This is a genomic window from Mesorhizobium sp. M1409, from assembly GCF_040317535.1.
Lineage (GTDB): Bacteria > Pseudomonadota > Alphaproteobacteria > Rhizobiales > Rhizobiaceae > Mesorhizobium.
In genome coordinates, this window is record NZ_JAMYKV010000071.1 from 1 (window position 1) to 26,077 (window position 26,077).

Sequence of the window (26,077 nt, forward strand, 5' to 3'; positions counted from 1 at the left end):
TAAAGCTCGCCCACCGCCCCGAATGGAACCGGCGCGCCATGGCCGTCCAGAAGATACACCCGCGTGTTCGCAATCGGACGGCCGACGGGAGGCAATTGGGGCCAGCTTGATGGGTCAGCTGCAAGGCGGTGCTCGGCAATGACGTTGATTTCTGTGGACCCGTATTGATTGATCAATCTCGCCTTTGGATGTTCTTCAAAGAACGCCCTAAGCAATGGAGTGGCTTGCAATTGCTCACCGGCTGTATAGATCTCGCTTAAAGAGGACAGCAGCACTTGCTGCGCCCCCCAGACCTCCGCAAAATGGTTCAATGCTACGAACGGGAGGAAAAGGCGCTCGATCGCCTCCCTCTTCACGAATTCGAGCAAGTCGGAGAAGTCGCTACGGGTTTCTTCCCGCACGAGCACGAGCAGTCCACCGTCCTTCCAACAAATGAACAACTCCTGGGATGACACATCGAAGTTCAGGGTCGCGAATTGAAGTGTGCGTTTTGGCGCTCCATTCCCCGGTGAGGGCGAGAGCGAATTCACAAGCGAGCCGTGAGACATTTCGACGCCCTTTGGGGTTCCGGTTGAGCCGGAGGTGTAGATGACATAGGCGAGATGGCGCGAGGTGAGGCCAAGCGTGCGCGGCTCCGGGTCCAAAGGCGATCGCGCGGCCCAGACCGGAGTGGCCATATCCAGATCGACCACGCTGACATCGGCCAGCGCCTCGGTGCCCAGTGCCGTCCGGCCGGAGGCATCGCAAAGCAGCAGTTGCGGTTCTGCATCGTCGACAATCTGCCGCAGCCGCGCCGACGGATAGGCCGGATCCAGCGGCAGATAGGCGCCGCCCGCCTTGAGGATCGCCAAAATACCCACCACCATCGCCAGGCTGCGCTCCAGGCATATCGCCACCGGCTGATCCGGCCTGACCCCGAGGGCGATCAGATGATGCGCCAGCCGGTTGGCCCGCGCATTGAGCTCGCCATAGCTCAGGCGCTCGTTCTCATGGACCACCGCCACCGCCCCCGGCGCCTGGCGCACCTGCGCCTCGAACAGCTCATGGATGTACCGCTCCGACCGATAAGGCGCCGCCGTCCGGTTCAACTGCTCCAGTAGATACGTGCGTTCGTCGGCCGGGAGGATGTCGATGCGGCCGACCGGCTGCCCCGCGTCGACCGTCACACCATGTAACAAAGTCTGCAAATGCTGCGTCATGCGGTCGATCTGCTTCGGCGCTAATCGACTGGCATCAAAATGCCAGCGAAAGCTCCCATCCAGAGCGCAAACCTCAAAGGTCAGCAAATCGCCGCATAGGGCTGGGCCAGCTCTGTGGCTCGTCTTCAGATCGCCAGCGACGGAACCGCTGTCTGCCGTGATTGTGATGCCAATCGGCCAGGGCTGCTGCAACCGTAGCGCCTCCACACCTCGCAATGTCGGGCAGCGCGCGATAAGATCCCGGGCAAAGCTAGCGTGCGCCCTCAACTGAGCGAATTCGGCCGCCACCGTTTTGCGCATTTCTTCAAAATCATGTGCAAGATCAATGGTAACTTCCATCGGGACGACAGAGGCGATCAACACCTCCACCGCTTTGGAGCCAGCTTGTGATTCATCCGATGCAGGCGTCCATCCCAGTTGAAGCTCTGTTTCACCCGTGATGCGGGCGAGATAGATCAGCCAAGCCGTTACCAAGTATTCCGTGCGATCGAGTGGGGACAGCTTAGCCAAAGCACTCGGAATGAACCACGAACTCGACTGCCACCTAGGCTGTGCCACAGCCACGGACGACGACAAGAAAGGAGGATGCAATCTTCTAAACTGCTCGAGCCGCTGTCGCCAAAAATGCTCCCGAGGCGCCAGTAATTCATGGGTGGTAGTTATGCTCCGCGCCTGTTCATCGCTCAAGATCGGAAGGCGACCATCTTCATCCAGATTGGAGTGCCTAGCGAGGGCTCGCGCGTCCAGCACCTGGCCATTGGGGCCGCCAAAGCAAACATCGACATCCTCTGTACCCGTCGCCACACGCCAATGGCTGGAGTGGACTTCAAGCAACGAACCTGCCGGAAAGCCCGAGCGTTGAGCCAACACCTCCAGGCGTCTGACGGTGACAGCCTCATCGCCAACGAGAGCTTTGGGCAGACACATTGGATTGGGATGATATGGCCCAAAGCCTAGGGCCCGCGTCATCGCTGACAACTCTTGCGCGGATTGATCCCATCGCAGACAGCCTGCCGCATCTGGGCGTCGACGTTTCGGAAAATAGCTTCTGTTCACCAGCGCCTGCGGATAGGCAGTAAGCTTCCCATTCTCGAGGCCAGTTAAGAGCTCGCGGAAGCCCTCGATCGCGGCTTCATAGCATTTAAGGTTCAGGGTCAGTGCCGTATCGGTGGGCGCAATCAGCACCTGGCGCTGAACCACGACGTCACCCGTATCAACACCATCATCGAGCCGATGCCACGTGATGGCATATTCGGTCTCTTGCGCCAGCAGCGCCCAGGACGTCGCGTGCGTTCCCGCATATCGTGGCAATGGACCGTCGTGGTAATTGAAAGCACCTTGACGCACGCGCCCAAACACGTCCGGTGGCAATATCAACGGATTGGCAACGGAGAAAATCCAATCCACCGGCTCAGCCTTCAAAAAAGAGGAGAGCTCTTCAGCACTTTCCATGCAGGGGATGTTGGCACGAGTCGCCCACTCTGCGAATGTGGCGTCGCCACACAGGGCCGCACCAATGACGTGGCCCATCTCCGTTGCCAGCTGAGCGCATCTAACTGCAAGCGTACCACCGCCAACAAAGACACTCGAGCAGATTGATCGCGCTGCAGGATGCCTATCCTGATCGCCTGGTACGCAGGCACTTCCGCGCGCCGAAGAAGACCGAGGTGCCATCTTCATCCCTCCCGCAGTTCACCCACCAAGCTGGGCAGTTCCCGTCCTAGGCGCCGCCCTCCGTAATCGCTCACACTGGTTCGAATCTGCTCGGGGGGCCTACGATCGCTAGTGTAATCTCGCGTCCATTGACGGTAACGAAGCTCTTGCGCGGCGGAGCCAGATCTTCCCAATCCCCGCCAAGCTCCCAGGTCACCAAATATCGTCGCCGGCAGTATCGCAGCTGCCACCCTACCCTCGTCTGAGTTTCCGGTGTGCGTGATCATCGCGCGACTTCTCCTCAGTCTATGCGCCTTGTTAGAAGACTACGCACGTATCGTGCCAAAAGGTGAAGTCGTTCTCAATCAATATGATCGCAATAATACTGCTTTGTCACTTATCCGACATCGCCAGACATCGTGCCGTTGAGCGCGCTATCAATCGGCACAAGCCTTTGTACTTGGCCTTGAGATCGGATTGAAGCGGGCTGCAACAAGTGCTGGCATATAGAGCGCTTGTCGGACGATGGCCCTTCCGCCAGCAATGAAAGCGCGTTCGGTCCATCGTCCGGATTGTCGGCTCATCGGAGCGAGGCCTCATAAGGAGGTTGCGGCTTTTTCATCGAGTCTCCGAGTTCTGGCATTTCGAGGATTGGCGTAAAGGCCGTCGCAGTGGAAATTCCGGGAATGGAGGCAAGGAGGGCGAAGCGAGCTTTCAGGCTATCATCGGCCTGGATCAACCGCATCATCATGATGCGGTTGATCGATAACGTCCATCTGAGCTTTGACCCACCTGAGGCGAGAATCGTTTTGCCGCTTGAGCAGAACCTTGCCCAGCTTCTGCTCAAGCGGCAAAAGGATTTGCGGGCAGCATGTCCGCTGCGACATCATTGATCAGGATCAGTATTCGCAGCCTCTAGGTCAGTGCTTCATCGGAGATACCGAGATTGCCTTGCGGTGGTGAGGGCCTGACTACCGGAAAACTTTAATCCCGGCGGTCCAGAGAATGGTATCGGAGCACCGGAAATGCAGCGCAATCGCCGCTTGATGAAAGTTTAATGGCAGGTCATCACCACTTCACATTCGATTCATCGACGCAGGATCTGCGTTACGCGCCTGACTTCCGAGTCTTTACACATGTAACTGAACAGCCGATATGAGCAAGATAGAGAACAAATTTTGTTGTTGGGTCGCTAAGGTGAATGTTCCTCGCAATGAGCGGCGGTTTAAATGAGATTTGGCGTTTGTTCGCCTTGCTCAATATGTCGAGCCTGCAGGGTCGTTGAGCTTGTGGCGCTCGGTTCCGTTCAGGGGCGGGTTGAAGATGCTGACGAGGATCAGGTCCTTGTCCTGGCCCCCGCGCAGAAGATGCTTGTCATGCTTGTCAAGCACATAGATGTCGCCCTTGCGAATGGGGAAGACATTACCGTCCATGTCCTCGACCTCGCCCTCTCCGGCGATGCAGTAGCAGGCTTCGAGATGATTGCGGTATTGCAGAAGCGAGACGGTGTTAGCGCGCACTACGGTGTGGCAGATGCTAAAGCCCATGCCGTCCTTATCCGTCAGGAGGCGGTGGCTAGTACCATTGCCCCAATCGACGAAGTGATCGGTCGCTTCAACATGGTGCAGGCTACGCACAATCATAGTGCTATCCTATTCTGTGATTGCAGGAGTACAGGTTAAAGTCACTATTGTGGAAGCTGGAGGCCGTTGTTCTGACCTAGAAGCGCGGCTTCCGCCCGCCCCCGACGACGAAAGGCAAGCAATGGTTATTTGGACCGGAGGCATGCCGGTAAGGACATGTAAATCCATGTCCGCTATTGCCCCACGCGCAGAGAAGCGAAGCATTCGTTCTTATCTAACTCGATCTCGGGCGCGCACTACCGTGATGTGACCACTTCTGCGCGGCACCGCCGCTCGAACTGGCGTCTTTTAGAATGCCGTTGGTGATATTGCCGGCCACATAAAGCGTTTTCGGTCGCAGCTCTGGCAAGTTGTTTCCTTCCTTCGCTGTGCCTCGCAACACGAATACGGCTCCGCGGCCTCTTGGCTAACGAAGCAAATCTCGTGCCACCCAATCAGAGAGGCCTGCTAGTAGACAGATAGCGATAAATTTATGGCTTTTTCAGCCGCTTAGAGAGTCGAGGATTTGCAGCGCAGTGAAGCCAATCTGACAAACTGCCAAGCGATACCGGACACAATGCTGTCCGGTTATCTGGATTCGGGTCAAATGCGCGAAGAGAACCGGCGGCCGGGGCGGCTGACCTATGTCGCTACCGATCAGCATCGTCATGCTCAAAAGCCGATCAGCGCCTATTGGGTCCAGTCCATTGGAATCCACCCGCCATAACAGGCCTGTCCGCCCGCGCTTTCTGCCATCGAGGTTCTTTTCCGGTTGGGTCAAGCGGCTGCCAGCAGTCGGCTCCGGAGTAGTGGATAGGCGGCGCGCCCGTGCATCTGGCGCTTGGTGAGGCGGTTGATCTGACCTTCGACCGGGCTCGTGCTCCAAAGCGGGGCGATTGCCGCCCGGACAGCCTCGGCCTGCTGCAAGGGAGGCCAGGCCAGCTCACTATCCGTGGCATCGGCGATCCGTTCGCCGGTGAGAGGCCACCGACCCCTCCGCCAAATTCGCGGTGGCGGCCGCCAATCGCGTCGGGACTGTGCATGGCTCCTGAGCGAAGACCGACATCTCTCGATGAGCAGACCGAGCGGTTCCTTCACTATGTCCAAGAAAATGCGCCGGAGCTTTCCATCGCGGCGTTGCTCGAGGCCTGCATCGTCGTCGCCTCCTATCACTGCAGAAAAACGGCGGGTGAGTTCGCCCGGCGGTAGATATGTAGACGGTCGCCCTGCTGGCCTTAAAGCCACGGTGCTTGATTTCGGTCTGGAACCTGTTGTGCTGGCCTTCTCCCAGCGCTTTTGAGATATTCCCGAAAAGGATCCATGAGGAGGGAGCGCGAGGGCGGCCGCCGGAGCTCGGGCTCACCGCCCGCCGCGAGCCAGCGTTCGACAGTTCTCACGTTCATGCCAATCTGGGGCTCGATCTGTCGCGGCGATAGACCGGCCTCCCGCAACTGAAGGATTTCAGCATAGAGCTCACTGCGCTGGTTGCGCCTCGACCGGCGCAGGCAATCAAGTTTCGGGGATAGCTTGGCGTCGCGTTTCCCGGCCATCTCGGACGTCATGGCCTTCACTGCGGCGCTGACAGCTTTTCGGATGGCGGCCGAGGGCCAAACGCAACGCTTCGCCCAACTTCTGGAGAAGATGCCAGCGGTCGGCGACCTGGGTTGCGACGGGCGCCCTCGGCATAGAGGACAGCACGATCGCGCGCGATGATCTCGATGCCAGGATGGCGTTCCAGCCATGATGCGATCGTGTCGGCATTACGGTCCGGCAACAGATCCAGCACGCGGTTGCGCTCAAGATCGCAGTGATCGTTCCCTAGCGCTGACCCTTGCGCCAGGCCCAGCTGTCGATGCCGACCGCACGCTGCGCTTGCGGGGGCTCGAACCCAGCCGCGCGGATCATCCGCAACATTCGCGGTCGGAGGCTAGCCGGGCTCACGCCTATCGGACAGGTTCGCCATGCCGGCGAGCGGCGGCACGCTCAGCGTGTCGATCTGGTCGCGTGATCTACGTTCGTCATCACCAAGCCCCTCCAGCAACCGCCTCGTATTCCGCAAGCGGCCGCAGCAACGCGGCCGGCGCGATCTCGACCGGGTCGGCGCGTACCGAGCCTTCGAAGCCGGCAACGCCGACAAAATGAGTTCGGTCCACGATTCGTGCCGTCGTCCTCGGCACAGCGCATGGTCGGCCACCACCTGGCCGGCATGACGGATGATCACTCGGCCTGCCAGCACCACGACCTGGACGCTCTCGCCGATCAGGCGCCAAGGGACCGAGTAGCTGTTGGTGTCGAGATCGATCGCGCAGTCGGCCTGAACCTTGCGGACCAGGTCCCGCAACTGACCGAACGGGGCACGCCCAGCCAGGGGGCGAAGCGTGCGAGCTTCATCGGCAAAGCGTTCCACCGGCGCGACACCGGTCGTGCCGTGTTCGCGCTGATCGGCGACCTCGCGCGTCCATCGGTCCAGATGCGCCTCGAACGCCGCCCAGCTCTCGAACCGCCGCCCGGCGATCGCGATCTTCTTGACGTGGCCCACTCCGCGTTCGTCCTTCCCTTTCGTACGTGCTTGATAGGGAGCACAGGCCCCCGGCTGGAGCCCCAGTACCGGGCGGAGGCATGCAGCTGCGCGTAAACCTCACCTGGCGCGTCACCGCGTCATGGTGCTCGACAAGAGCCTCCGCATTATCGATCAGGCCCGGAACGCCCCCAGCCGCAGGAATGCGCCCTCCATCCGAACCAGTCGGCCTGGCGCTGCCTCTGCGAGGTCCGGAGATGCACCCGACGCGAATAGCCAAGAGTCCCGACAAACACATGGATCCGCACCCGCTCGCCGCCGGTCCAAACACGGGTATCGCCGAAGTCGATCTGCATCTGATGACCGGGCGCCGTCTCGAAGCGGACTGTCGCCCGCTTCTGCGCCTTTAGCTCCCGGCGCCAATGCTGTACCCCACGCTCCACCGAACGCAGGCTGATAATGATCCCGTGTTCGTCCGCCAACTCCTGGCGATAACGTCCCCGTTGCCGTCATGACGGAAAAATCGCTCCCTCAACCAATCATCAAGCCGGTCGAGCGCCGACACGCGCGGGCGTAAAGGGGCGAGATCAGGTGTAGCCCCAGGCCAGCGTCTCTGGCGGATTCGACCAAGGCCGTTTCCCGCGATCGGGGCAGGTCATTGAACCAAACGGCGACGTGCAGTCCCGCATCTGCTCCCTGGACAGTGATGCGATCCCCGAAGCTGCGCTGCAAGGCACCCAACAACATTTCCCGACGCTCGCCGTTCAGCCTGCGCACACGCCGAGGTCATTTGCCAGGGCCCGGGAGGATGGCAGCTGACTGCCGGTTTCGTAGACGCCGCCGAGGATTTGCTCGCGAAGGGCTTCGTAATCTGGCGTGCAACCATCGCGTGCGAGCGCGCTGCAGAACCGGCACTTGAAGACTGGACCATCTTTTTCATCGCCAACTCGATATTCACATTAGCCAGTTTGCCGTCAATCTTTTCGGAACCAAGAAAGATCTCAGAGGCCGAATGACCCGCTCCCATCAATCCGAAAGCGATGCTTCCAAGTGGGTCGCTCAACCACACCGGTCCCGGATTTGCCACCCGGGCGATCTCCATCATGGCTACGATCCGGCCGGCTCCAATGCCGTTCAGCCGCCAGTCTTCTTGACCTCGACCTATGGATTCGAAAGCGTGGCAGCGAACGAGGCCGCCGCCGCGCTTCGCGGAAGGCGCTATGCGCGCGAATACAATTCTAAGGCGGAAATCCTCGAGCGACGGCTCGCCAATCTGGAAGGAGCCGAGGCAGGTCTGGTGGTTGCCTCGGGCATAGCGGCTTTCGCCACGTTGATCCTGTCGCTTCTGTCCCAAGGTGATGAACTCGTCGTCCACAAGACGGGTTATGCGAACACGCTTGCCATGGTCGAACAGGCGGTCCCCCGCTTCGGCATCAAGGTCGTCGCGGTCGATCTGTGCGATCCACAACGGCGACGGACGCTCGCCGAGACCTTGGACGAAATCGCCGGGCGAATGCCGGTCGTGGTGGGTGTGGGCGCGCTGCGCACCGATGAAGCAGTGAGGTTCGCGCAGGACGCCAAGGGAGCTGCCGCGGGGCTGCTTGCGGCCGCCTCCTACACCCCGCTCACTCAGGACGAGGTGTTCGAACATTTCTCGATGGTGGCGGCGAGAGCGGCCTGCCGATCGTCGTCTACGACAATCCAGGAACGACGCATTTCCATTTCACCCCAGCACTCATCAGCCGCCTGGCAAAGGTGGGTGCGATTGTCATTATCAAGAATCCGACAGACAAGGGCGATGCGATCAAGAGCCATCTGGCCGACCAGAGGCGCACTGTGCGGGAAGGGTTCTCGATCGGCCACAGTGGCGACTGGAACGCTGCAGACGCCATGATCGCCGGCGCCGACACATGGTACAGATCCTCGCCGGCATCCTGCCCGAGGTCTGCGTGAAGATCGGCACGGCGGCGCAACAGGGCGGTGCGGCCGAAGCGCGACGGATCGATGCCACGCTTGCGCCGCTCTGGAGCCACCTCTTCAAGGAGTTCTCGAGCCTTCGCGTCGTCTATGCACTTGCCGAATTGCTCGACATTTGCCGTGCCGACCGCGTCCAATCCTGCCTCTGCCCTCAGCAGCGAAGCGCCAGATCGCCGCCGCGTTGGAACGCTTGCCATCGGATGCCAGCCGGTGAATAACCCGGCGGCCAGTGAAAGGAACTGTCATGTAGAGCTCGCGCACGGACACGTTCGGCCGCCGCTCTTCGATCGCGATGCGTAGCTTGTTGGCCACAACCTTTTCGAGCGAGACCCGCCGACGCAACGCCTCGACGCTATCAATGCTCGCTACATGCAAAAAGGGACAACCTCGTTCAATGCTTCGCTGGAAGATTAACTTGCTCGGTAATGTTCTGTCGTCACTCGGGATGGTGAGTATTTGGGCACTTGGCAATCTGACGAGAATGACCCCCGAGCTCAAGCCGCATTACAGACGATGCGGAGGAATGTTGCGATTATGCAGGGCAGGCGAGACGCTATTCACCGAGTGCGACTATGCGATCCGCGTCAGCTCATACGTGATGCTGCAGGCCACGCTCCTAGGTCTCGATGACCGGATCTGGCGGTGATCGATGCGCTACGGCACCGTCGTGGTTAGCTGGATCCGGTTTGCGCCCGCCACAAGCGTGCGTAAGCACCTTCAGTTGCCAGCAGATCAGCATGCCTCCCCTCCTCAATAAGCTGTCCCTTGTCGAAGACCACGATCTTGTCGGCCCTACGAACGGTGCTGAGTCGATGAGCGATGACGATTATGGTCTTACCGGCCCGACGAAGATCTTCAATGATTCGCAGGACAAACCCCTCGGCTATCGAGTCGAGAGAGGAAGTCGCTTCGTCGAGGATCAGGATCTCCGGATCCCGGTACAGAGCCCGAGCCAACGCAAGCTGCTGCTTCTCGCCGCCGGAGAGGCGTATACCATTCTCGCCCAAATAGGTCTGGAGACCGCCGGGCCAGCGCTCGATCAGCTCTCGTAGCCCTATTTGATCGCAGATGTGCAGGATCTTCTCGATGTCCGGCTCGAACTCGCCAAGGGCGATGTTCCCGATCACCGAGCCCGAGAACACATCGACCGATTGCGGCACAGCAGCGATAGCCTTGCGCACGGACACTGTTGAGAGATCCTGGAGGGCAAAGGGACCAATCCGGATGCGTCCTCCCTCAAGCGGGTAGACATTCTGCAGCAACGCCGCAAGGGTGCTCTTGCCCGAGCCGCTTTCCCCCACCAAGGCCGTCATCTCGCCCCGGCGGAAGGTGACGCTGAGATCATGGAAAAGCTCCGGCTGCGAACCATGGCGGAACGTGACGTTCTCCAGGCGAATATCACCAAGGTCGGACTTTGTGGCATCGATGCCGCCGCCGCTTGTCTCCTGCTCCAGGTCGAAGATCTCAAACAGGCGATCCGCTGCGATGAAGCCATCCTGAACGATCCGATTAGTCTGGATCAGATTGGCGACCGGCCGGATGACATAGCCGAGTAACGTATAACAGGACAGTAACTCGCCGGGCGTGACGGTTTGATCCAGGGCAAGCGTCGTTCCGAACCACATCAGCACGATGGTGAATAGGGTCGAGAGGAAAGTCGAGGCATTATCCCCAAAGATCGAGATGAGACCGGAACTGTAGACGGAGTGCAGCATCTTGATGAAACGGATCTCCATCTTGAAGTTAGCGAAACTCTCCATGCCGGAGGTCTTGATTGTGGAGACAGCTCCGAGCGATTCCACCAGCTCCGCCTCCAGATTGGCGGCATCCTCCATAATGGCGCGCTGGTGCTTGCTATTCAGCCGGTTGATGGTCCAATAGACCAAGAGATACAGTGGAATGGAGACCGCCACGACCAAGGCGATCTTCCACGAGTAGATGCACATCAGACCGAACGAAAATAGAATCATTAGCACGTCAACGAATATGTTAATCGAGACGTCGTTCAGGAAGCTTCTGATCTTCACCGCGTCGTTCATCCGGGCGATGATTTCGCCCATGCGCATGCTGTCGAAGAACTTCTGGGGCAGGTTTAGGATGTGCTTGTAGTAGCCGAGGATCAAGTGGACATCGATCTTCTGCCCCGTTTGCAGGATAAGCCGGTTCCCGAGGAGATTGATCAGGATCTGCGCCACCAGGATCACCAGCATGACGAGGCTCATCAGGTTGAGCAGGTTGCGGTTGCCCGCTGTGATCACATGATCGACGATCTTCTGGACGTAGATTGCCGTCGAGAGCCCGAGTACCGTCGTCACGAGCGCCCCGGCGAGAGCCTGGGCCATCACCGCCTTTTGTGGCGCAAGCAGACGCGCGAACCGGGCAAGCGGCGCAATGGTCTCGTCGCGGCGCTTGAAGGTGGCTGCCGGAACCAGGAGCACCAGGACGCCAGTCCATTGCGTCTTGAATTCCTCGTGCGGCAGCTTGCGGATTTCGCCATAGGCTGGGTCCATGACGGTGACCCACCTCGCGTCGATCGCCTGGATGACGACGAAGTGGTGAAGGACCCCCTTGACGACGACGTGCGCGATAGCGGGCTTGGGGATCTTGTACAGGCTGTCGAAGCCACCCTTCACTCCCTTGGCGACAAAGCCCAGCTTCCGGGCCGCTTCCGTGAGGCCCAGTACGGTAGTGCCGGAGCGGTCGGTCGAGGCATACTGGCGGATGCGCGACAATGGCAGCTTGTGACCATAGAAGGCTGCGACAGAAGCAAGACTGGCAGCTCCACAATCGGTGATGTCGTGCTGCTTGAACTTGATAACCTTGCTCGACATGGCGGCTCGCTGGCTGTTTGGATAGGGAAGGATTAGTGGCCCGCCAGGAGGGGATTGAGCCAATCGTCGGCCTCATTGTAGAGGAGTTGCAGAAGAGTGCGTTCTGCCACGAGGAAGCGGGCCCGCACGGTCATGCCCTTCTTCAGATGACCGATGACCCCGTTCTTGAGTGCGAGATGGGTGCGAGAGAGTGCGCAGCGGACCTTGAAGACCGGGCTCATGTCGTGGAGGGTGAAGTCCTGCGCTACGCCGAGCACTGTCGCATCGATGAGACCCCATTGATTGTAGTTGAATGCATCCACTTGGAGCCGCACCGACTGGCCCTCCCGCACGAAGCCGATGTCTTTGGGGGAGACGTAGATTTCCGCCACCAGTTCGTCGTCCGGCGAAACCCAAGCAACGGTTTGCCCGGCCTGGATGTAGCTGCCGGGGGTCAGGCCGGTGAATTGCACGAGTGCGCCTGACACGGGGGCCCGAATGTGGGTGAGATCCCGTTCCTTCTCGAGCTGATGCACGGTGGCCGTGAGTTCCTTGAGGCGCAGGGTAAGGTCGAAGAGCTGCTGGTTCCATTCGGCGGATTTGCGCCGGGCAAGGATCTCCCCCTGAACCTCAATGTTCTGGAGGGCGAACGCCTTCTCGTCAACGGCCTTTGCGGGCGTTGCAGCAGCGGAGAGCAGTCGCTTAGCGCGGTCGAGTTCCGCCGCGGCATTACTGCTGGCATATTGGTTCTCCCGCAGCAGGTTGAGAAAATGCGCCCGCTCCGCCTTGGCGGACTCGGTCAGGAGGAGGATCGGGTCCTTGGCCTTCGTGCCGGAGGAGATCAGGGTTTCGAGGTCACGGGCAAGATCACTCTTAGCGCGAATATCGCCTTTATACGCCCTGAGCTTTTCCTCAACCACCTCATCATCAAGGGCGAGAATCTCCTGCCCCTGGGCAACCAGATCGTTCTCAACGGCAAGGATACGGGAGATGCGTCCGGAGACGGGTGCGACCAGGGGCGTCTTCTCGACGGTGGGGCGAATGATACCGGCACTTTGGACAGAGATCGCTATGGTGATGAGTGGCAGCGACACCAACGTCGCAACCACAGAGAGCAAAATCAGCCGATAGATGATCAAAGATCGTCCTGATCGTCGGGAGAGAATGCTCTCTGCAGTGTAGCTGGCAATTTCAGGAGAAAGGGTATTTAGCTTGCACACTAATGTTCTAACCGTGTCTCTTCCAGTGCCTCGCCGCTACCAGTATAGTCGCAGCCACAACGCCAATTAACCCCGCCACCGCGAAAGCTATCGCCCCAAAAAAAGCCCACCCGCCCGAAATTGTGGATGCTTCTTCTGGAGCCAATTCAGTCACACCATAGTCTGACAGATCGACCTTCATTGCTATCTCCTTTCCTAGAGATCAAATAAGATGAACCAGTCTGCCATTTAGCGGCTTTTGCCGCCGTACAACCAACATCAAGAGTCGTGCCAACTGCACAGGAAGCGACCCAGAAAACTGTTCTGGATGTTATTCAATGGCTTCACTGAGAGCGCGGCGGCACGCCAGCCAGACGTCACCGTGTCGCGGATTCGACAAACCCGACACTGGTAGGGGCCAGTGCGGGTAGGTGAGCTCTGCCTGCATGGAGGATATATTTCGGCCAAGCATTCTGCCGAGAGAACCGGCCTGTCAGGAACAGCATCTGGAACACGCTGAGCAGCTTGCGGCAGTGTGGTCTTGTGTAAGCGCCCGATTGTTACCGCGGAGATTTCGCTGTGATGCGTGCGATGATGTCTGGGTCTGAGACGAAGTCTTCGAGGAAATCGTTTCCAGTCATTGGTCGAGCGGCGGCATGGGCGCCCGTGCCGTCGTAAACGCTGATGAGACTACCGTAGGACAGAGTGTCGTCGTTACAGACGATCGCCTCCAGGAGTTCGGGGTCCTCTCCGAGCATATTCGCGACGTGATTGATGGTGAAGACGTAGGTTATCATCGCCATCAGGCGGCCTCGGCCCACGAAGGATGCGAGAAACAGCAACGCCGTTGCGGATTTTGGCGACATAGGGGACAAGGGGGGCCCGACCCCGTCGCGCAGCACCAGCACCGCAAAGCCGCAAGCGGGCGGCGAGACCGATCGCCCCGCCCCATGCAAGACTATCCCATGTCGTCGGATAGCCGAGTAGGAGTTAACCGACCGCCTGATTGGCGAGCCACGACACACCTGTTGCAGCAGGGCACCACGACGGGAGAGGTTTGCCCCGGCCACCGTAGCGACGGCCGGGAATGGCGTGGCGCAAGCGAGCACAAGGCTGAACGCGACACTGAGGGCAGCGACAAGGGCCGCCCAAACGAATTGTACCGCTCATGGCTTCGAAGGGTGTACGCCAATGACCTATCGTGCCGAAGAGCATTTAAAGCTTCTCACGCCCTTCCAGCGAGCCACCGTGGACTATGTTTTCCGACGTCTATTACGGATGCGTCGGCTATACGGCAATTTCTGGTCGCCGAAGAAGTCGGCCTCGGAAAAACCATGGTTGCACGGCGCGTCATTGCGCGCCCGGCCGCGTAGTTTCGGTGCCACCGCAAGCAGCCGGTCCGCCCGGCGCTCGAGCTCAGCGGAAAGATCGATGGCGCGCAACGCGGCCCGCGCCTGCGCGGCAAGCAGACCTTTCGCACGCTCAGGATCTGTCTCAATGCTTGTCGCCACAGCGCTGGCTGCCGATCGAAGCGGGCGAGCGCCCGTGCCCAAGGCTGCTTCGGCACCCAGCAGCGGCACCGCGTGTGTCCAACCCATCCGTTGAGCCAGCAGGGCGTCGGCGAGCCAGGCCCCGACGGGGCGAGCAAAGCTGTGTCGCTCGGCGGCCATGAATGTGCCGGCCAGCGTTGCGACCATGCCAGCGCCGGCCGCGAGTTGCCGAAGATCAGCCGCCAGATCGCTGACCACATCATCATCCGGGGCGTAGCCGAACTCTTCCAACACCGCGGCGAGGTTTTTCTCCGTCAGCAATTCGTCCCCGGACCGGGCTCGCCAGCCGGCGCCAGGCGAGCAGCAAAAGACCGGCCGGGCCGACAGACAAAAAATCGCCCGGTCGCGCGAGCAGCACGGCGTCGCGCAGCGCGCCTTCATCCTTGGCGCGGCCGGCCTGCTTTGCCGTTGCGGTGGCCGCCGAAAGTGCTAGCCGCTGCCGCCAGGCGCCGGCCCACCGCTCCTGCCGGCGGACCACCACGTCGAGCGCGCCGAGAGTGGCGCCAGCGGCGATCGCGACCTCCTCAATATCTTTTCTCGCAAGGCTTTGCGCATCCGCGGTGGCCCGGCGCAACCAAGCCGGCACAGTTGCCAGCGGCACGGCCGAAGGGGCATCGGCAAGCGTGGCGTGGTGGCGCGGAGAGGGTTTGGGTCGCAGAATCATCATTGAGCAGCATGAGTCAGCGCGGCGCTTATGGCAATCGATTTGCGTTGAATCCGCCGCACCTGTCGGCGCCCCCTAAGGAATGATAATGTTGCATTATCATCGGGTTTCGTTTGCGCTTTGTAAGAGAAATGGCCGTTTTCGTCGAACAGAAGCCCAAAATAGACGCCCAGCGACCTTCCGGACCATCCCACAAGCGCGACGGTCTTTCCTGGAACGGCTACGATAGCGCTGGTGCATCCCACTGACGCTTTTAAGCCTGCGGGCGCAAACCTGGCGCTGCCCGGTAGAAGGTCACCCGCACCGACGGAACAAGCTGGCTGAGGTAATCGAAATCGCCAACATTGCCGGTCAGGACCGTCGCCCCGAGCATACCGGCCTGGTGAAAGATCAGCGCATCGTTGAGGAAGCGGCGTTCATGCCCATTCCCTTTCGGCAGATGGCTCAGCCGGAACAACAGGCCGGCCAGCATGCCGGCGCGTCCCCAAGCGGTGGCGTCGGGTGCATGCAGCCGGTGCGCCGGAATATCCTCGATCGTATCCGCAACGGCTCCTAGGACCGACTTCGTCGTCGGGTGCGCCGGGTCGAGCCGGCCGAACACGTGGCTGAGCTCGGCAAGGCAGATGGCCGAGTGGTGACAGAGCCGATACGTCAGAAGGTTATCGACCGCTTCGGGCGTACGTCCCTGCAGGACATCCAGATAGACGCTGGTGTCGAGGAGCAATACGCCGCCGACAGGCGGCTGGTCACCTGCCCACGACAGGGCGGAATCTGGTCGCCGTTCCAGCCCTGCCCTACGCCGCTGTGGTTTTAGGGACCGCAGTGCGCCGCCTAGATCAAATGCCAAGATCGATGTCCGCGGAGATGCTGCCCTTGCGGCCGACGAGCCGGGCGCCAAAATCATCCTCGAGGGCCAGCCGCGACAAGGCGAGCTCAAGCAGTTCGGTGTCGGAGGTCACATGGGCGCGCTTCTTTGCCGCCTCGATCAATTCCGACGGCACCCTGCCGGAAAGGCGTGTGTTCTTGGCCGCGCCCAGCAGGCCGACCGCTCTCGCCTGCTCAAGCACCAGACGGTTGCGGGTGTGGGCGATCCGCTCCTCGCTTGCGGCTGTCGCTGCGCCACGAATGGTCATCTTGGGATCTCCATCTGTTGAACGGAATATAAAGGATGTTGAACATGAAAGCAAGGAGAGACCACCCCCTGAGAGGCCATCCCTGGATCCGAAAGGCCCGTTTCGCTCCCGCTGATGCGATACCAGGACCGGAGCGGAGGCAATTCCCGCAGCTATTCCGTCACACAGCTCGCGGTGGACAATTCCGGACTTTGGCCGCACCTTCGCTCGCAAGAATCGCGTTGCTGCGACATTAGAATGGACGAGGCTGGATGGGCAAAGCCCGTAATTTGATGGTGTCCACCGACGCAATCGACGCCGGTGACCTGCCGGACATTGTCGACGTCGTTATGGAGATGGGGCGGCCGGATGAAGGCCCCTCCCCTCCCCCGCCGGTCCTTGACCCGCGACAGGCATCGTTGCCTACGCATCTCGAAAAGCTCGCCGACCGTGCGCGCGATTATGTCGAGGCAGCAAGTTCGGCGAACACCCGTCGCGCCTACGCAGCCGACTGGAAGCATTTTTGCGCCCGGTGCCGGCGCCAGTCTTTTGATCCATCGCGGCCGGACCCGCAGACCGTCGGCCTCTATATCACCGCGCAGGCTTCGGGCACTGGAAGGGACAAAAAGGCGGTGGCGACGATCGAGCGCCGCCTGTCATCCCTGACCTGGAACTACACGCAGCGCGGCCAATCGCTTGACCGGAAGGACCGTCATATCGCCACCGTGCTCGCCGGCATCCGCAATACGCACGCCGCCCCGTCAGAAGGAGGCCGTACTGCGCGACGATCTTGTTGCCATGCTGGAGACGCTCGACCGCGGCACGCTGCGTGGCCTGCGTGACCGCGCCATGCTGCTTTTGGGCTTCGCAGGCGACTTGCGCCGCTCCGAAATCGTCGGCCTCGATCTTGCCCGCGATCAAACCGAGGATGGCCGCGGCTGGGTCGAGGTGCTCGACAAAGGTGTTCTTGTGACACTGCGCGGCAAGATCGGCTGGCGCGAGGTCGAGATCGGCCGCGGTTCGTCCGACGCCACCTGCCCGGTTGTCGCGCTCAAGACCTGGCTGAGGTTTGCCCGCATCGCGCATGGCCCCTTGTTCCGCCGTGTTACTGGTCAGGGTAAAACGGTCGGCGTCGATCGGCTCAACGATCAGGAGGTGGCCCGGTTGGTCAAGCGCACGGCCTTGGCCGCCGGCATGCGCGGCGATCTCTCCGAGGGCGAGCGGGGACAGAAGTTTTCCGGACATTCACTGCGAGCTGGCCTGGCTTCCTCTGCCGAGGTTGATGAGCGTTATGTGCAGAAGCAGCTCGGCCACGCCAGCGCCGGGATGACCCGCAAGTACCAGCGGCGTCGCGACCGTTTTCGGATCAACCTCACTAAGGCGCCCGGGCTCTGAAAAGCCCTCTCTTTTCCCATTGAGAGAACTCGACACCATTATTCCGTCCTCCCACTTGGCGCTTATCGTTAGGCAACGGACTGAAGAGTGCTGCCCCCTCTCCTCCGACGAGCTATCACCTGGAACGCTTTGCTTAACGTCTTCAAGGGAGGTGAAAGACAACATGGCGCTTTGCAATGTCGGGTCAGAAGCGGTCGAGTTTGATGTGCAAATACTCGTCATAGGCTCAGAGTGTCGTGATCACTTGCCAGGCACCGATGCGGACCTTCGGAAGCCGATAAGAACTAGGCGGGACGCCTGGGTAAGCAGGATTTGTGCTTGGATGGTAGGCATTGTCCGCAGACAAAATCGCCGAATTGTGCAGCATATTCAGTTGCATGAATCATATTGTTGAGCCCCGTTCCGCGACCGTTAAGCTTTTGTTAACTTTAAACTTCTTGCCCGGGCGAACGAATCGGACATAATGACGGTTGCTTGGCGCTTTTACGTCAAAAATCGTTTTTAGAGAGTCTCGATCGAATGAACGTGAACTCGCCCGTTCCTACAAAGATCCCGCTGCTGTTCGAGCAAAGCATCCTCGATCAGGGCGACCAGATATCGAAGAAGTTGCACCTGCTTTCGATGCAGCGCTTCCCTCCCAACGCGAAGAAAAATCTTCGTTCGTTCTCGCTGGCGGAGGTTGCCACGTATCTGGGGGTTTCCCAGAGCCATCTGAAGAAACTGCATCTGGAAGGAAAGGGACCGGTGCCTGAAACCTCGACGTCGGGCAGACGTTCGTACACTGCTGAACAGATGCTTGAGCTGCGCCAGTATCTGGACCAGTACGGTCGATCTGACGCCCGCATGTATGTTCCCCATCGGCGGCCCCGCGAGAAGCTTCAGATTTTAGCTGTGGTTAATTTCAAGGGAGGCAGCGGGAAGACCACTACAGCTGCCCACCTCGCCCAATACCTTGCGCTTACCGGTCACCGTGTCCTAGCGGTCGATCTCGATCCGCAGGCGTCGCTTTCTTCATTGCATGGGTTCCAGCCTGAACTCGACCAGACGAAATCCCTTTACGACGCGATTCGTTATGACGAGGAGAGGGTGCCTCTCTCCGAGATCATCAAGCCGACGAATTTCCCGGGCTTGGACATCGTCCCAGCGAACCTAGAGCTCCAGGAATTCGAATACGACACGCCTCTGGCAATGACTGACAAGTCTTCGAATGCGGGCAGGGCGTTCTTCACACGCATCTCGAAGGCATTGATGGAGGTCGACGATCGCTACGATGTCATAGTTATCGATTGTCCGCCGCAGCTTGGCTACCTGACCATCACTGCACTGACCGCGGCGACCTCAGTGTTGATCACGATCCATCCGCAGATGCTCGATGTGATGAGCATGGGCCAGTTTCTGCTGATGCTCGGGAACATCCTGGAGCCGATCAGAGCGGCCGGTGCCGAGGTGAATCTGGAGTGGTATCGCTACCTTGTTACTCGATTCGAACCTACGGACCAGCCGCAAGCGCAGATGGTGGCATTCCTGCATACGCTGTTCGGCGAATTCATCCTAAAGAACCAGATGCTGAAATCAACGGCGATTTCCGATGCGGGGATCACCAAGCAGACCCTTTACGAAGTCGACAAGAATGCGATGACCCGGTCCACATACGAGCGGGCAATGGAAGCCTTGGATGTCGTTAATGGCGAAATCGTAGCTTTGATTCATGAAGCATGGGGGCGCTGACTTGTCTGCTGACAAAAGTGCACCTTTTCTAAATGTATTCAACGGCCTGCGCTGCCTGGAGGTAAAATATGGCACGTAAGAATCTTCTTTCTGGCCTCGTAGAAGCGGAAGCCGGCGAGCGGGAGTCATCTACCGCGGCTGCAGCATATCCGATCCGCGGAGCGTCAAAATCCATGATCCGTTCGGTCAACGAGTTGGCAAAGCAAGCGGATGCGTATCTTGAGGGCGAGCATGTCGTGGAACTCGACCCAAGCGCAGTCGACGGCTCGTTCGTTTCCGACCGCATGGGCGACGACCAGGAGCAGTACCAAGAGCTGCTGGAAGCTATTCGGGAAAGGGGGCAGGATTCTCCCATACTTGTCCGTCCGCATCCAGGCTCCGACGGCCGCTACATGATTGTCTTCGGCCACCGCAGAGTCCGAGTCGCTCGTGAGCTGGGACGGAAGGTAAGGGCAGTCGTCAAGGAGATCGACGACAGGGCCCATGTAATTGCCCAGGGTCAGGAGAATTCCGCTCGTGCAAATCTTAGCTTCATCGAGAAGGCGATGTTCGCAAAGCGTCTTGAGGATTTGGGGTACGACAGAGATGTGATCTCGTCAGCATTGGCCTCGAACGCCGCTGCGGTATCAAAGATGGTATCAGTCGTCTCAAGAATTCCGGCGTCTGTGATCGGCAAGATTGGATCCGCTAGGTCTGTGGGCCGCGAGCGGTGGGTTGAGCTGTCTCTCCTCGCCGGCAAAAAATTGGAAATGGTTAATGCAATCTTGTCCGAACCAGAATTCGGTGAGTTGGAAAGCAACGAACGTTTCGAAAGGCTGCTGGGAGCCCTGAATGCGAAGGGGAAGCCGATTCGCAAGGTAGGTCTGAAATCCCAAGCACAATCCTGGGTCCCGGAGGACAAAGCAGTTAGCGTCAGCGTTAAGAAGGCAGGCAAGGCCATCACGATCGCCGTGAAGGAGATGGACGGCAGCCGCTTTGGTACGTGGATTTCCGATAATCTGAGCAACCTCTATGAGGCGTTCAGAAAGTCGGAGCAGACCTCAACAGGAGACTGAAACCGCAAAAGAAAAAGGCCCCCGAACGTCACCGTCGCGGAAGCCCTTCTCGTCTGTCGCAAGCTGAGAATCGCATTTCCCCGAATCACTGTCAAGAGTCGTGGCGCCGTTTTGGCGAGCAGATTTCTTTTGCCTAATCGAAGGTGAAAGAAAGTGGAGACGGGTATTGCAACGACGCCCTTTGGGCGGCGGCCGATGTCGCTTGCCATGCTGGCAGCGCAAAACGAGTCACGTGAGATCCCCAAGGGCAGGGTCGTCGACAAGTGGCAGATCTACCGCAACCTCTGCGAGGGCAAGAGCATCGTCGGCATCGGCGATCGCGCTCTGGCCGTCCTGAATGCGTTGGTATCATTCTATCCTGACAGCGAGCTGAGTGAGGAAAACGGCCTCATCGTCTTTCCCTCGAACGCACAGCTGTCCCTCAGGGCGCACGGAATGCCCGATGCCACAGTGAGGCGGCACCTGGCGGCTCTTGTGGACTGCGGGCTAGTCATCCGACGGGACAGCCCGAACGGCAAGCGTTATGCACGCAAGGGCAGAGGAGGGGAGATCGAGGAAGCATTTGGCTTCTCCCTGGCGCCGCTGCTGGCCCGTGCCTGCGAGTTCGAGGCGGCGGCCGAGCGTGTTCGCGCCGACAATAGGGCGCTCAGGCTTATGAGGGAACGCATTACGCTGCACCGCCGGGATATCCACAAGCTGATCGAGGCGGCCGTAGAGGAAGACGTGCCGGGCGACTGGGGAGGCCTGGGGAAGCGGTTCCGCAGCATTGTGGAGGCAATTCCGCGTCGTGCATGCATTGCCGAGCTTGAACCCATCGTGGCTGATCTGGCCGCGTTGCATGACGACGTGGATAAGCTGCTGGAAATTCATATGGAATCCATGAATCCGAGCGGCAATGACTCTCAAAGCGAGCGGCAGCAATCTGATTCAAATACCGACTCTATTTTTGAATTTGAACCAGCTTTGGAAAAAAGCGGGGCGACGGCCGAGCCAAGGACGAGGACCGCAAAGCCTCCGAAAGCATACCCGCTAGGGATTGTGCTGAAGGCCTGCCCGGAAATTGCGGATTACGCCGTCGACGGGATTGGCAACTGGCGCGATTTAATGGTCACGGCGGCCCAGGTGCGCGGTTATCTCGGCGTGTCGCCTTCCGCATACGAGGACGCCTGCCATGTGATGGGGCAGGAAACCGCGGCAATGGTGATCGCCTGCATTCTGCAAAGGGCGCAGCACATCAATTCAGCGGGCGGCTATCTGCGCGTGCTGACCGATAAGGCTGGGGCAGGGGAGTTTTCGGTCGGGCCGATGCTGATGGCTGCTTTGAAAGCTAATGGGTCACCGACCAGGATGGCCGGATAACTGAGAGGGCACTGGAGTCCGCCGTGATAGCTTCATCCAGCCACGTTTCACCACTCATACCGTTGCTTTCGTTCTCCGGAATTTGGCGGTGGAGTTTGAGGGGCGAACATGATGGAACGGTGGCATTTCCGCGCAATCACACCAGGTCCTTAATGCGATCTTTCAGATTTTGTCGCTCAAGCTATATGGTGATTACGAAGGAGGCAGGCCGATGACCAAGTCCATTTACACGTTCGGATATGAAGGGCTGACCATCGATCGCTTCATTGCTCGTCTTCAGGCTGCCGGAATCGATCTTGTTGTGGACGTCCGCGCCACGCCACTTTCGCGGAAACGTGGATTCTCGAAAACCTCATTTGAGCAGGCTCTTGCATCGGCCGGAATTTCATACACCCATGCAAAGGCGATGGGGTGTCCAAAGAACGTTCGCGACAGGTACAAACGGGATGGTAGCTGGTCGATTTATACGGCCGGATTTCTCCAGTATTTGGGCGGCCAAGACCAATCTGTGGAAGAAGTAGCCAAACTCACACGATCAAAAAACGCCTGTCTTGTATGCTTTGAGGCAGACTATCGGTTCTGCCATAGGACATACGTTGCCCGGGCCGTGGCCGATAAAACCGGCGCAGCGATATCCCATCTCACAGATCAAACAGAGATTGTTGACGCTCTCGGAGCGGTGGCCGCTTAGGGGGATAAATCAGGCTGACTATTAGCCATTGAGCGGGAAACCTATGGATCGTGCCCATCAAGAAAATCAGGTCAGCTGCAAAACGGTTTCCAATTTTTCTCGGAACGGGGCCTCCCACTTCTCGCCATAGTTCTTTCGGCAATTCCAAAAAAGAGCGCCTGCCTCCCAGTCCGCGATTTTGTGCCGATACTCTGCCTGGACGCCTCCAACGTCGCAGCGGTAGCGATAGTGAAATTCAAACGGGAGTTTGCGAAGCGTTCTAATTGCTCGAGCATCAGCTGCCGTCGAACCCGGATTGGACGTCACAGGAACGGGACAAGCTTCTGAAGTATCAACAGCAGGCTGGCCTATTCGATGATGGCGTAACATCGACTGCCAAAATCCTCGAGGGACGCAGAAACGCCAAGGTGTGACCGGTCGATACACGGTCCGCTTCAAGCGCCGAAAATTCGTCGTGGATTCTCGCCTTATCTAAGAAGGCCCAACGTTCTGCCCATGCGTTTTTGGTTGAGACAGGGGGACCATCCCTGCCGATCGTGTCGACCTTAATGTGATGGCTTTCCGGTCGGTGGTCGTCCTTGGCCTTCTCGATCGTGGCTTTGATGAATTGCCATTTCTTGAACTGCTGATCGTCATCTATTAGACGAAAGGGCACCGGAAAAAGGCGGATCAGATGTCCGCTGTCTTCCATCCCTGCCACGCAAGAAGTCTCGGAATATTTGCTGCTTGGCGATGGGTATGTCTTGCAAAGAATCAGAATTCTTGCCTTTCGCGTAGCCATCGAACCCCTCCCGGCCCTTGCCTAGTAAATTCACTTAAACAAGCGGTATATCGGATAGTCTTGAATCAGCGCTTACTAGATCTCGGAAAGGCGCTCCCAAGCTTCAGCCCCTCATCGGTAAGCACGATCTGGGTCAGGCAAGAACCCGCGCCGCCCGCCCGAGGGTCCGTTCCGCGTCATTGTAGTAGTTGGAGGCCTGTTGCACTGAGCGGTGCTGTGACTGCTGCATGGCTTCGGGCAGCGGAATACCGCGGCGGGCGGTTTCGGTGAGATAGCCAGAGCGCAGGCCATGGGCGGAAAACGCCGCCGGATCGAGCCCAGCCTCGGCGACGCGGCGCTTCAGGATCAGATTGACGGCCTGCGGCGTCAGGGCGCGGGTTTCGAGATTGCCCCAACGGTCGATGCCGCGGAATACGGCGCCCTCGGCGATCCCGGCGCGCTCGAGCCAGCCTTTCAGAGCCAGAACAGGCCGGCCGACGAGCAGCACGAAGGCGTCGCTGTCGGCCTGTGTAGTCTTTGTCCGGCCGAGCCGGATCGACAGGCACGGGAGCATGTTCGAAGAATCCGGAACCTTGGGATCGGCCGGCACCGGCTCTTCTTCGACGATCTGCTCGAACCTGAGCGAAGCAATCTCGCTGCGGCGGCGGCCGCCGGAGGCGAAGGCGGTGATGAGCAGGGCGCGGTCGCGCATGTCGACGAGACGGTCGCCGGCGCACGTGTTGAGCAGGGCGGCCAGAATGTCGGCGGTCACGGCTTTCTTGCTCTTGCGGCCGCGCGGACGGGCGCTGGCGCGCACCGCCAGTCTTATGGCGCTCTGCAGGCCCGGCGCATTGAACGTTCCTGTTAAACCGCGCCATTTGGTCAGCGTCGACCAGCTCGACAGCCGCCGGCGTACGGTGTTGGGCGCATGCGGCCCGTCGCTGCGCAAAAGCCCTTGGGATTTCAGCGTCGCCGCGACGTCGGCCGGCATGCCGTGCACCGGATCGGTCTCGCGTTTGGCAAGATCCCACAGATGGTGCGCGACGAATTTGATCAGCAGCGCCTCCGGCGCCGGCCAGGGCAGCGAAAATCCGGTGGCGGCGAGCGACCAGGCCTCAAGATAGCCGAGGTCGGAGGCCAGCGCCCGCAGAGAATTTGCGCCAATGCCTTCCTTGGCGAGATGGCGCAGCGTTGCGACGTCGTCGTCGGTCAGGAGGTCGGCCAGAAAATCGCGGCGGTCGAAGGGCAGCACGGAATCGAGCGCGTCGAGGGCCTCGGCCCGCCGCGCGACGAGTTCAGCATTTTTGGTGTTAGCAAGCTGCTCTGTCACTGGTTGGTTTCCACTTGGTCGGCGCCTCGAACTTGCGGAAAGTCCGGAAAGCCCGTATATTCCGGAACAAAGGAGTCTCGCCGATGACCACCACCGTCACCGCCGCCGCCGTCTCGAAAAACTTTGGCGCCTATCAGGATGCCGCCGTTCGCGACCCGGTCATCATCACCAAGAACGGCCGCCCGCGCACCGTGCTGCTGGCCTACGAGGATTTTGTCCGGCTGTCGAAGCGCGACCGGCGGGTCGAGCTGACGGCGGAGCTCAGCGCGGACGAGATCGCCGCAGTCGATGCCTCCGAAATGGAGCCGGGTCTCGACCATCTCAACGACGAGCTGTTCGGGGCAAAACCCGCTGGGTCAAAACCCTCCGGGGCAAAAGGCCTGACGGCAAAAAATGCTGCCGGCTGAAATCAAGGTCGGCCACGTCTTCCGTTATTCCTATCTCTGGCATTGGCAGCACCGCGAAGGCCGCGAGGAAGGCGACAAGGACCGGCCCTGCCTGGTGCTGGCGCTGGTCGCCATGCAGGAGGACGGCTCGCCGGTCGTCCGCGTCCTGCCGATCACCCATTCGCCGCCGTCGATCCCGATGATGCCATCGAGATCCCGGCTGCGGTTAAGCTGCGCTTGCGGCTTGACGGTGAGCGGTCGTGGATCGTTTTGACGGAAAGCAACCGCTTCGCCTGGCCGGGACCCGACATCCGGCCGCTGGAGACGGAGAGCGGCTATTACGGGCCGCTGCCGCCGGCGTTGTTTGCCGCGGTCAAGCGCCGGTTCGTCGCCATCGCGACAGGCCAGGCGCACACCAGCACGTCGCGCACGGCGTGACGTCAGCTGGCGCTGCGGCAGGCCGGGCGGCAGCAGGGCAGGGGCAGTCTTCATGAAGGCGTCTTCCAGGCTTTTCTGCCGCCGTCGCGGCTGTGATCTCGTGCGAATCTAGCGCCTTTGCGCCGTCTAATCTATCACTATCGATAAGAGGTGATTATCGATAGTGATTTTTGTCCCTAAGGAAACACGATGTAAGTCCAGTGATAAGCTCACTAGCTTGACCAACGCGAATCAGCCATCATGAAAACAATGGCTTACGCGCTCGACAAACTGCCCCTGGAAACCCTGATCGGGCCGGTTGCCCGCGCGACCGCGGTTTTGGTCCGCCTCGACGAGCGGGTCGCCCGCTCTCCGGTCCGCGACGGCTTTGTCGAGCGCCAGCATTTTGCCGACGCGGCTTCCGCGCTCTGGCTCGAGGGCGAACTTGTCCACCTCGAGGACCTTGTCCTGCACGACGCCCACATGGACATCCGCACGCCGACCCACGAACTCACCCGGGCGCACGCGGTGCTGCGAACCCGCCGGCGGATTTTTGCGCAAAAGCCCGACTGGGCGCTCAGCCGCGACGGTTTTTTGGCGCTGACCGGTCGCGGCGGCGCCATGCCGGCGGCGGGCCAAAAAAGCCGGGACG

At 59.8% G+C, this 26,077-nt stretch carries 19 protein-coding genes and 6 pseudogenes; 12 read left to right on the top strand and 13 right to left on the bottom strand.

Annotated elements, in window-relative coordinates; translation table 11 throughout:
- From NKG99_RS32325 to NKG99_RS32335, 3 genes are all read right to left on the bottom strand, one after another.
- Nucleotides 1-2,651 (bottom strand): AMP-binding protein (locus NKG99_RS32325; RefSeq protein WP_352873352.1); only part of this gene is annotated, 2,651 nt, incomplete at its 3' end.
- 638 nt (nucleotides 2,652-3,289) lie between these two features.
- Entirely contained in the window at nucleotides 3,290-3,436 is a 147-nt protein-coding gene (locus NKG99_RS32330) for a transposase (protein ID WP_352873354.1), read from the bottom strand.
- A gap of 672 nt (nucleotides 3,437-4,108) precedes the next feature.
- Nucleotides 4,109-4,495, bottom strand: a complete 387-nt coding sequence (locus tag NKG99_RS32335; protein ID WP_352873356.1) for an ectoine synthase — start codon at nucleotides 4,493-4,495, stop codon at nucleotides 4,109-4,111.
- A gap of 807 nt (nucleotides 4,496-5,302) precedes the next feature.
- Here NKG99_RS32335 and NKG99_RS32340 point away from each other — a divergent pair.
- Nucleotides 5,303-5,683, top strand: a complete 381-nt coding sequence (locus NKG99_RS32340) for a hypothetical protein (protein ID WP_352873382.1) — start codon at nucleotides 5,303-5,305, stop codon at nucleotides 5,681-5,683.
- Nucleotides 5,684-6,495: 812 nt separating this feature from the next.
- Here the strand turns inward: NKG99_RS32340 and istA are convergent.
- Nucleotides 6,496-7,611 (bottom strand): annotated as a pseudogene (istA, locus tag NKG99_RS32350) (IS21 family transposase); the annotation flags it as partial.
- Nucleotides 7,612-8,004: 393 nt separating this feature from the next.
- Here istA and NKG99_RS32365 point away from each other — a divergent pair.
- From NKG99_RS32365 to NKG99_RS32375, 3 genes and pseudogenes are all read left to right on the top strand, one after another.
- A pseudogene (locus NKG99_RS32365) lies at nucleotides 8,005-8,601 on the top strand (PLP-dependent transferase); the annotation flags it as partial.
- A 74-nt stretch (nucleotides 8,602-8,675) separates the two neighbouring features.
- Nucleotides 8,676-8,945, top strand: a complete 270-nt coding sequence (locus tag NKG99_RS32370) for a dihydrodipicolinate synthase family protein (protein ID WP_352873379.1) — start codon at nucleotides 8,676-8,678, stop codon at nucleotides 8,943-8,945.
- Nucleotides 8,903-9,187: a hypothetical protein gene (locus NKG99_RS32375; protein WP_352873358.1), complete on the top strand. Its 285-nt coding sequence runs from the start codon at nucleotides 8,903-8,905 to the stop codon at nucleotides 9,185-9,187. The genes NKG99_RS32370 and NKG99_RS32375 overlap by 43 nt, the downstream gene beginning before the upstream one ends.
- A 453-nt stretch (nucleotides 9,188-9,640) precedes the next feature.
- On the opposite strand, the gene NKG99_RS32380 is transcribed toward NKG99_RS32375, so the two are convergent.
- From NKG99_RS32380 to NKG99_RS32405, 6 genes and pseudogenes are all read right to left on the bottom strand, one after another.
- Nucleotides 9,641-11,800, bottom strand: a complete 2,160-nt coding sequence (locus NKG99_RS32380) for a peptidase domain-containing ABC transporter (protein WP_352873360.1) — start codon at nucleotides 11,798-11,800, stop codon at nucleotides 9,641-9,643.
- A 32-nt stretch (nucleotides 11,801-11,832) separates the two neighbouring features.
- The gene (locus tag NKG99_RS32385) at nucleotides 11,833-12,918 is read right to left on the bottom strand and encodes an HlyD family secretion protein (protein WP_352873362.1); all 1,086 of its coding nucleotides are present in this window, start codon (nucleotides 12,916-12,918) and stop codon (nucleotides 11,833-11,835) included.
- 620 nt (nucleotides 12,919-13,538) lie between these two features.
- Nucleotides 13,539-13,781, bottom strand: coding sequence for a hypothetical protein (locus NKG99_RS32390; protein ID WP_352873381.1), 243 nt, complete (start codon nucleotides 13,779-13,781; stop codon nucleotides 13,539-13,541).
- A 555-nt stretch (nucleotides 13,782-14,336) separates the two neighbouring features.
- Nucleotides 14,337-15,192, bottom strand: a pseudogene (locus NKG99_RS32395) (DUF1403 family protein); the annotation flags it as partial.
- Nucleotides 15,193-15,445: 253 nt separating this feature from the next.
- Entirely contained in the window at nucleotides 15,446-16,039 is a 594-nt protein-coding gene (locus NKG99_RS32400) for a type II toxin-antitoxin system VapC family toxin (protein ID WP_352873363.1), read from the bottom strand.
- Nucleotides 16,029-16,325, bottom strand: coding sequence for a hypothetical protein (locus tag NKG99_RS32405; protein WP_111543956.1), 297 nt, complete (start codon nucleotides 16,323-16,325; stop codon nucleotides 16,029-16,031). The genes NKG99_RS32400 and NKG99_RS32405 overlap by 11 nt, the downstream gene beginning before the upstream one ends.
- Before the next feature lie 251 nt (nucleotides 16,326-16,576).
- On the opposite strand from NKG99_RS32405, the pseudogene NKG99_RS32410 reads away from it, so the two are divergent.
- From NKG99_RS32410 to NKG99_RS32430, 5 genes and pseudogenes are all read left to right on the top strand, one after another.
- Nucleotides 16,577-17,699 (top strand): annotated as a pseudogene (locus NKG99_RS32410) (site-specific integrase).
- Nucleotides 17,700-18,218: 519 nt separating this feature from the next.
- Nucleotides 18,219-19,427 carry a plasmid partitioning protein RepA gene (repA, locus tag NKG99_RS32415; protein ID WP_352873365.1) on the top strand — a complete coding sequence of 403 codons (1,209 nt, stop codon included), beginning with the start codon at nucleotides 18,219-18,221 and terminating at the stop codon, nucleotides 19,425-19,427.
- A gap of 68 nt (nucleotides 19,428-19,495) precedes the next feature.
- Nucleotides 19,496-20,482, top strand: coding sequence for a plasmid partitioning protein RepB (repB, locus tag NKG99_RS32420; RefSeq protein ID WP_352873367.1), 987 nt, complete (start codon nucleotides 19,496-19,498; stop codon nucleotides 20,480-20,482).
- 153 nt (nucleotides 20,483-20,635) lie between these two features.
- The gene (gene repC, locus NKG99_RS32425) at nucleotides 20,636-21,841 is read left to right on the top strand and encodes a plasmid replication protein RepC (RefSeq protein WP_352873369.1); all 1,206 of its coding nucleotides are present in this window, start codon (nucleotides 20,636-20,638) and stop codon (nucleotides 21,839-21,841) included.
- 211 nt (nucleotides 21,842-22,052) lie between these two features.
- The gene (locus NKG99_RS32430) at nucleotides 22,053-22,532 is read left to right on the top strand and encodes a DUF488 domain-containing protein (protein WP_182574645.1); all 480 of its coding nucleotides are present in this window, start codon (nucleotides 22,053-22,055) and stop codon (nucleotides 22,530-22,532) included.
- A 66-nt stretch (nucleotides 22,533-22,598) separates the two neighbouring features.
- On the opposite strand, the gene NKG99_RS36090 is transcribed toward NKG99_RS32430, so the two are convergent.
- The 3 genes from NKG99_RS36090 to NKG99_RS32440 all read right to left on the bottom strand — a co-directional run bounded on the left by NKG99_RS36090 (nucleotide 22,599) and on the right by NKG99_RS32440 (nucleotide 24,622).
- Entirely contained in the window at nucleotides 22,599-22,901 is a 303-nt protein-coding gene (locus tag NKG99_RS36090) for a DUF8757 domain-containing protein (RefSeq protein WP_502913099.1), read from the bottom strand.
- The gene (locus tag NKG99_RS32435) at nucleotides 22,864-23,313 is read right to left on the bottom strand and encodes a DUF8758 domain-containing protein (protein ID WP_352873371.1); all 450 of its coding nucleotides are present in this window, start codon (nucleotides 23,311-23,313) and stop codon (nucleotides 22,864-22,866) included. The genes NKG99_RS36090 and NKG99_RS32435 overlap by 38 nt, the downstream gene beginning before the upstream one ends.
- 133 nt (nucleotides 23,314-23,446) lie before the next feature.
- Entirely contained in the window at nucleotides 23,447-24,622 is a 1,176-nt protein-coding gene (locus NKG99_RS32440) for a site-specific integrase (protein ID WP_352873373.1), read from the bottom strand.
- 83 nt (nucleotides 24,623-24,705) lie between these two features.
- Here NKG99_RS32440 and NKG99_RS32445 point away from each other — a divergent pair, with 83 nt between their 5' ends.
- From NKG99_RS32445 to NKG99_RS32455, 3 genes and pseudogenes are all read left to right on the top strand, one after another.
- On the top strand, nucleotides 24,706-25,029 hold the full coding sequence (locus NKG99_RS32445; protein ID WP_352873375.1) for a type II toxin-antitoxin system Phd/YefM family antitoxin: 324 nt from the start codon (nucleotides 24,706-24,708) through the stop codon (nucleotides 25,027-25,029).
- Nucleotides 25,016-25,446: pseudogene (locus NKG99_RS32450) on the top strand (plasmid maintenance toxin (PemK-like)). The gene NKG99_RS32445 and the pseudogene NKG99_RS32450 overlap by 14 nt, the downstream one beginning before the upstream one ends.
- Before the next feature lie 240 nt (nucleotides 25,447-25,686).
- Nucleotides 25,687-26,077, top strand: a pseudogene (locus NKG99_RS32455) (RHE_PE00001 family protein); the annotation flags it as partial.

Excerpts from the sequence above, each read along its gene's own strand:
- NKG99_RS32330 (WP_352873354.1), bottom strand. The coding sequence starts at position 3,436 with ATGAGCCGACAATCCGGACGATGGACCGAACGCGCTTTCATTGCTGGC.
- NKG99_RS32335 (WP_352873356.1), bottom strand. The coding sequence starts at position 4,495 with ATGATTGTGCGTAGCCTGCACCATGTTGAAGCGACCGATCACTTCGTC.
- NKG99_RS32375 (WP_352873358.1), top strand. The coding sequence starts at position 8,903 with ATGGTACAGATCCTCGCCGGCATCCTGCCCGAGGTCTGCGTGAAGATC.
- NKG99_RS32380 (WP_352873360.1), bottom strand. The coding sequence starts at position 11,800 with ATGTCGAGCAAGGTTATCAAGTTCAAGCAGCACGACATCACCGATTGT.
- NKG99_RS32390 (WP_352873381.1), bottom strand. The coding sequence starts at position 13,781 with ATGGCGATGATAACCTACGTCTTCACCATCAATCACGTCGCGAATATG.
- NKG99_RS32405 (WP_111543956.1), bottom strand. The coding sequence starts at position 16,325 with ATGACCATTCGTGGCGCAGCGACAGCCGCAAGCGAGGAGCGGATCGCC.
- repA (WP_352873365.1), top strand. The coding sequence starts at position 18,219 with ATGAACGTGAACTCGCCCGTTCCTACAAAGATCCCGCTGCTGTTCGAG.
- repB (WP_352873367.1), top strand. The coding sequence starts at position 19,496 with ATGGCACGTAAGAATCTTCTTTCTGGCCTCGTAGAAGCGGAAGCCGGC.
- NKG99_RS32430 (WP_182574645.1), top strand. The coding sequence starts at position 22,053 with ATGACCAAGTCCATTTACACGTTCGGATATGAAGGGCTGACCATCGAT.
- NKG99_RS36090 (WP_502913099.1), bottom strand. The coding sequence starts at position 22,901 with ATGTTACGCCATCATCGAATAGGCCAGCCTGCTGTTGATACTTCAGAA.
- NKG99_RS32435 (WP_352873371.1), bottom strand. The coding sequence starts at position 23,313 with ATGGCTACGCGAAAGGCAAGAATTCTGATTCTTTGCAAGACATACCCA.
- NKG99_RS32445 (WP_352873375.1), top strand. The coding sequence starts at position 24,706 with ATGACCACCACCGTCACCGCCGCCGCCGTCTCGAAAAACTTTGGCGCC.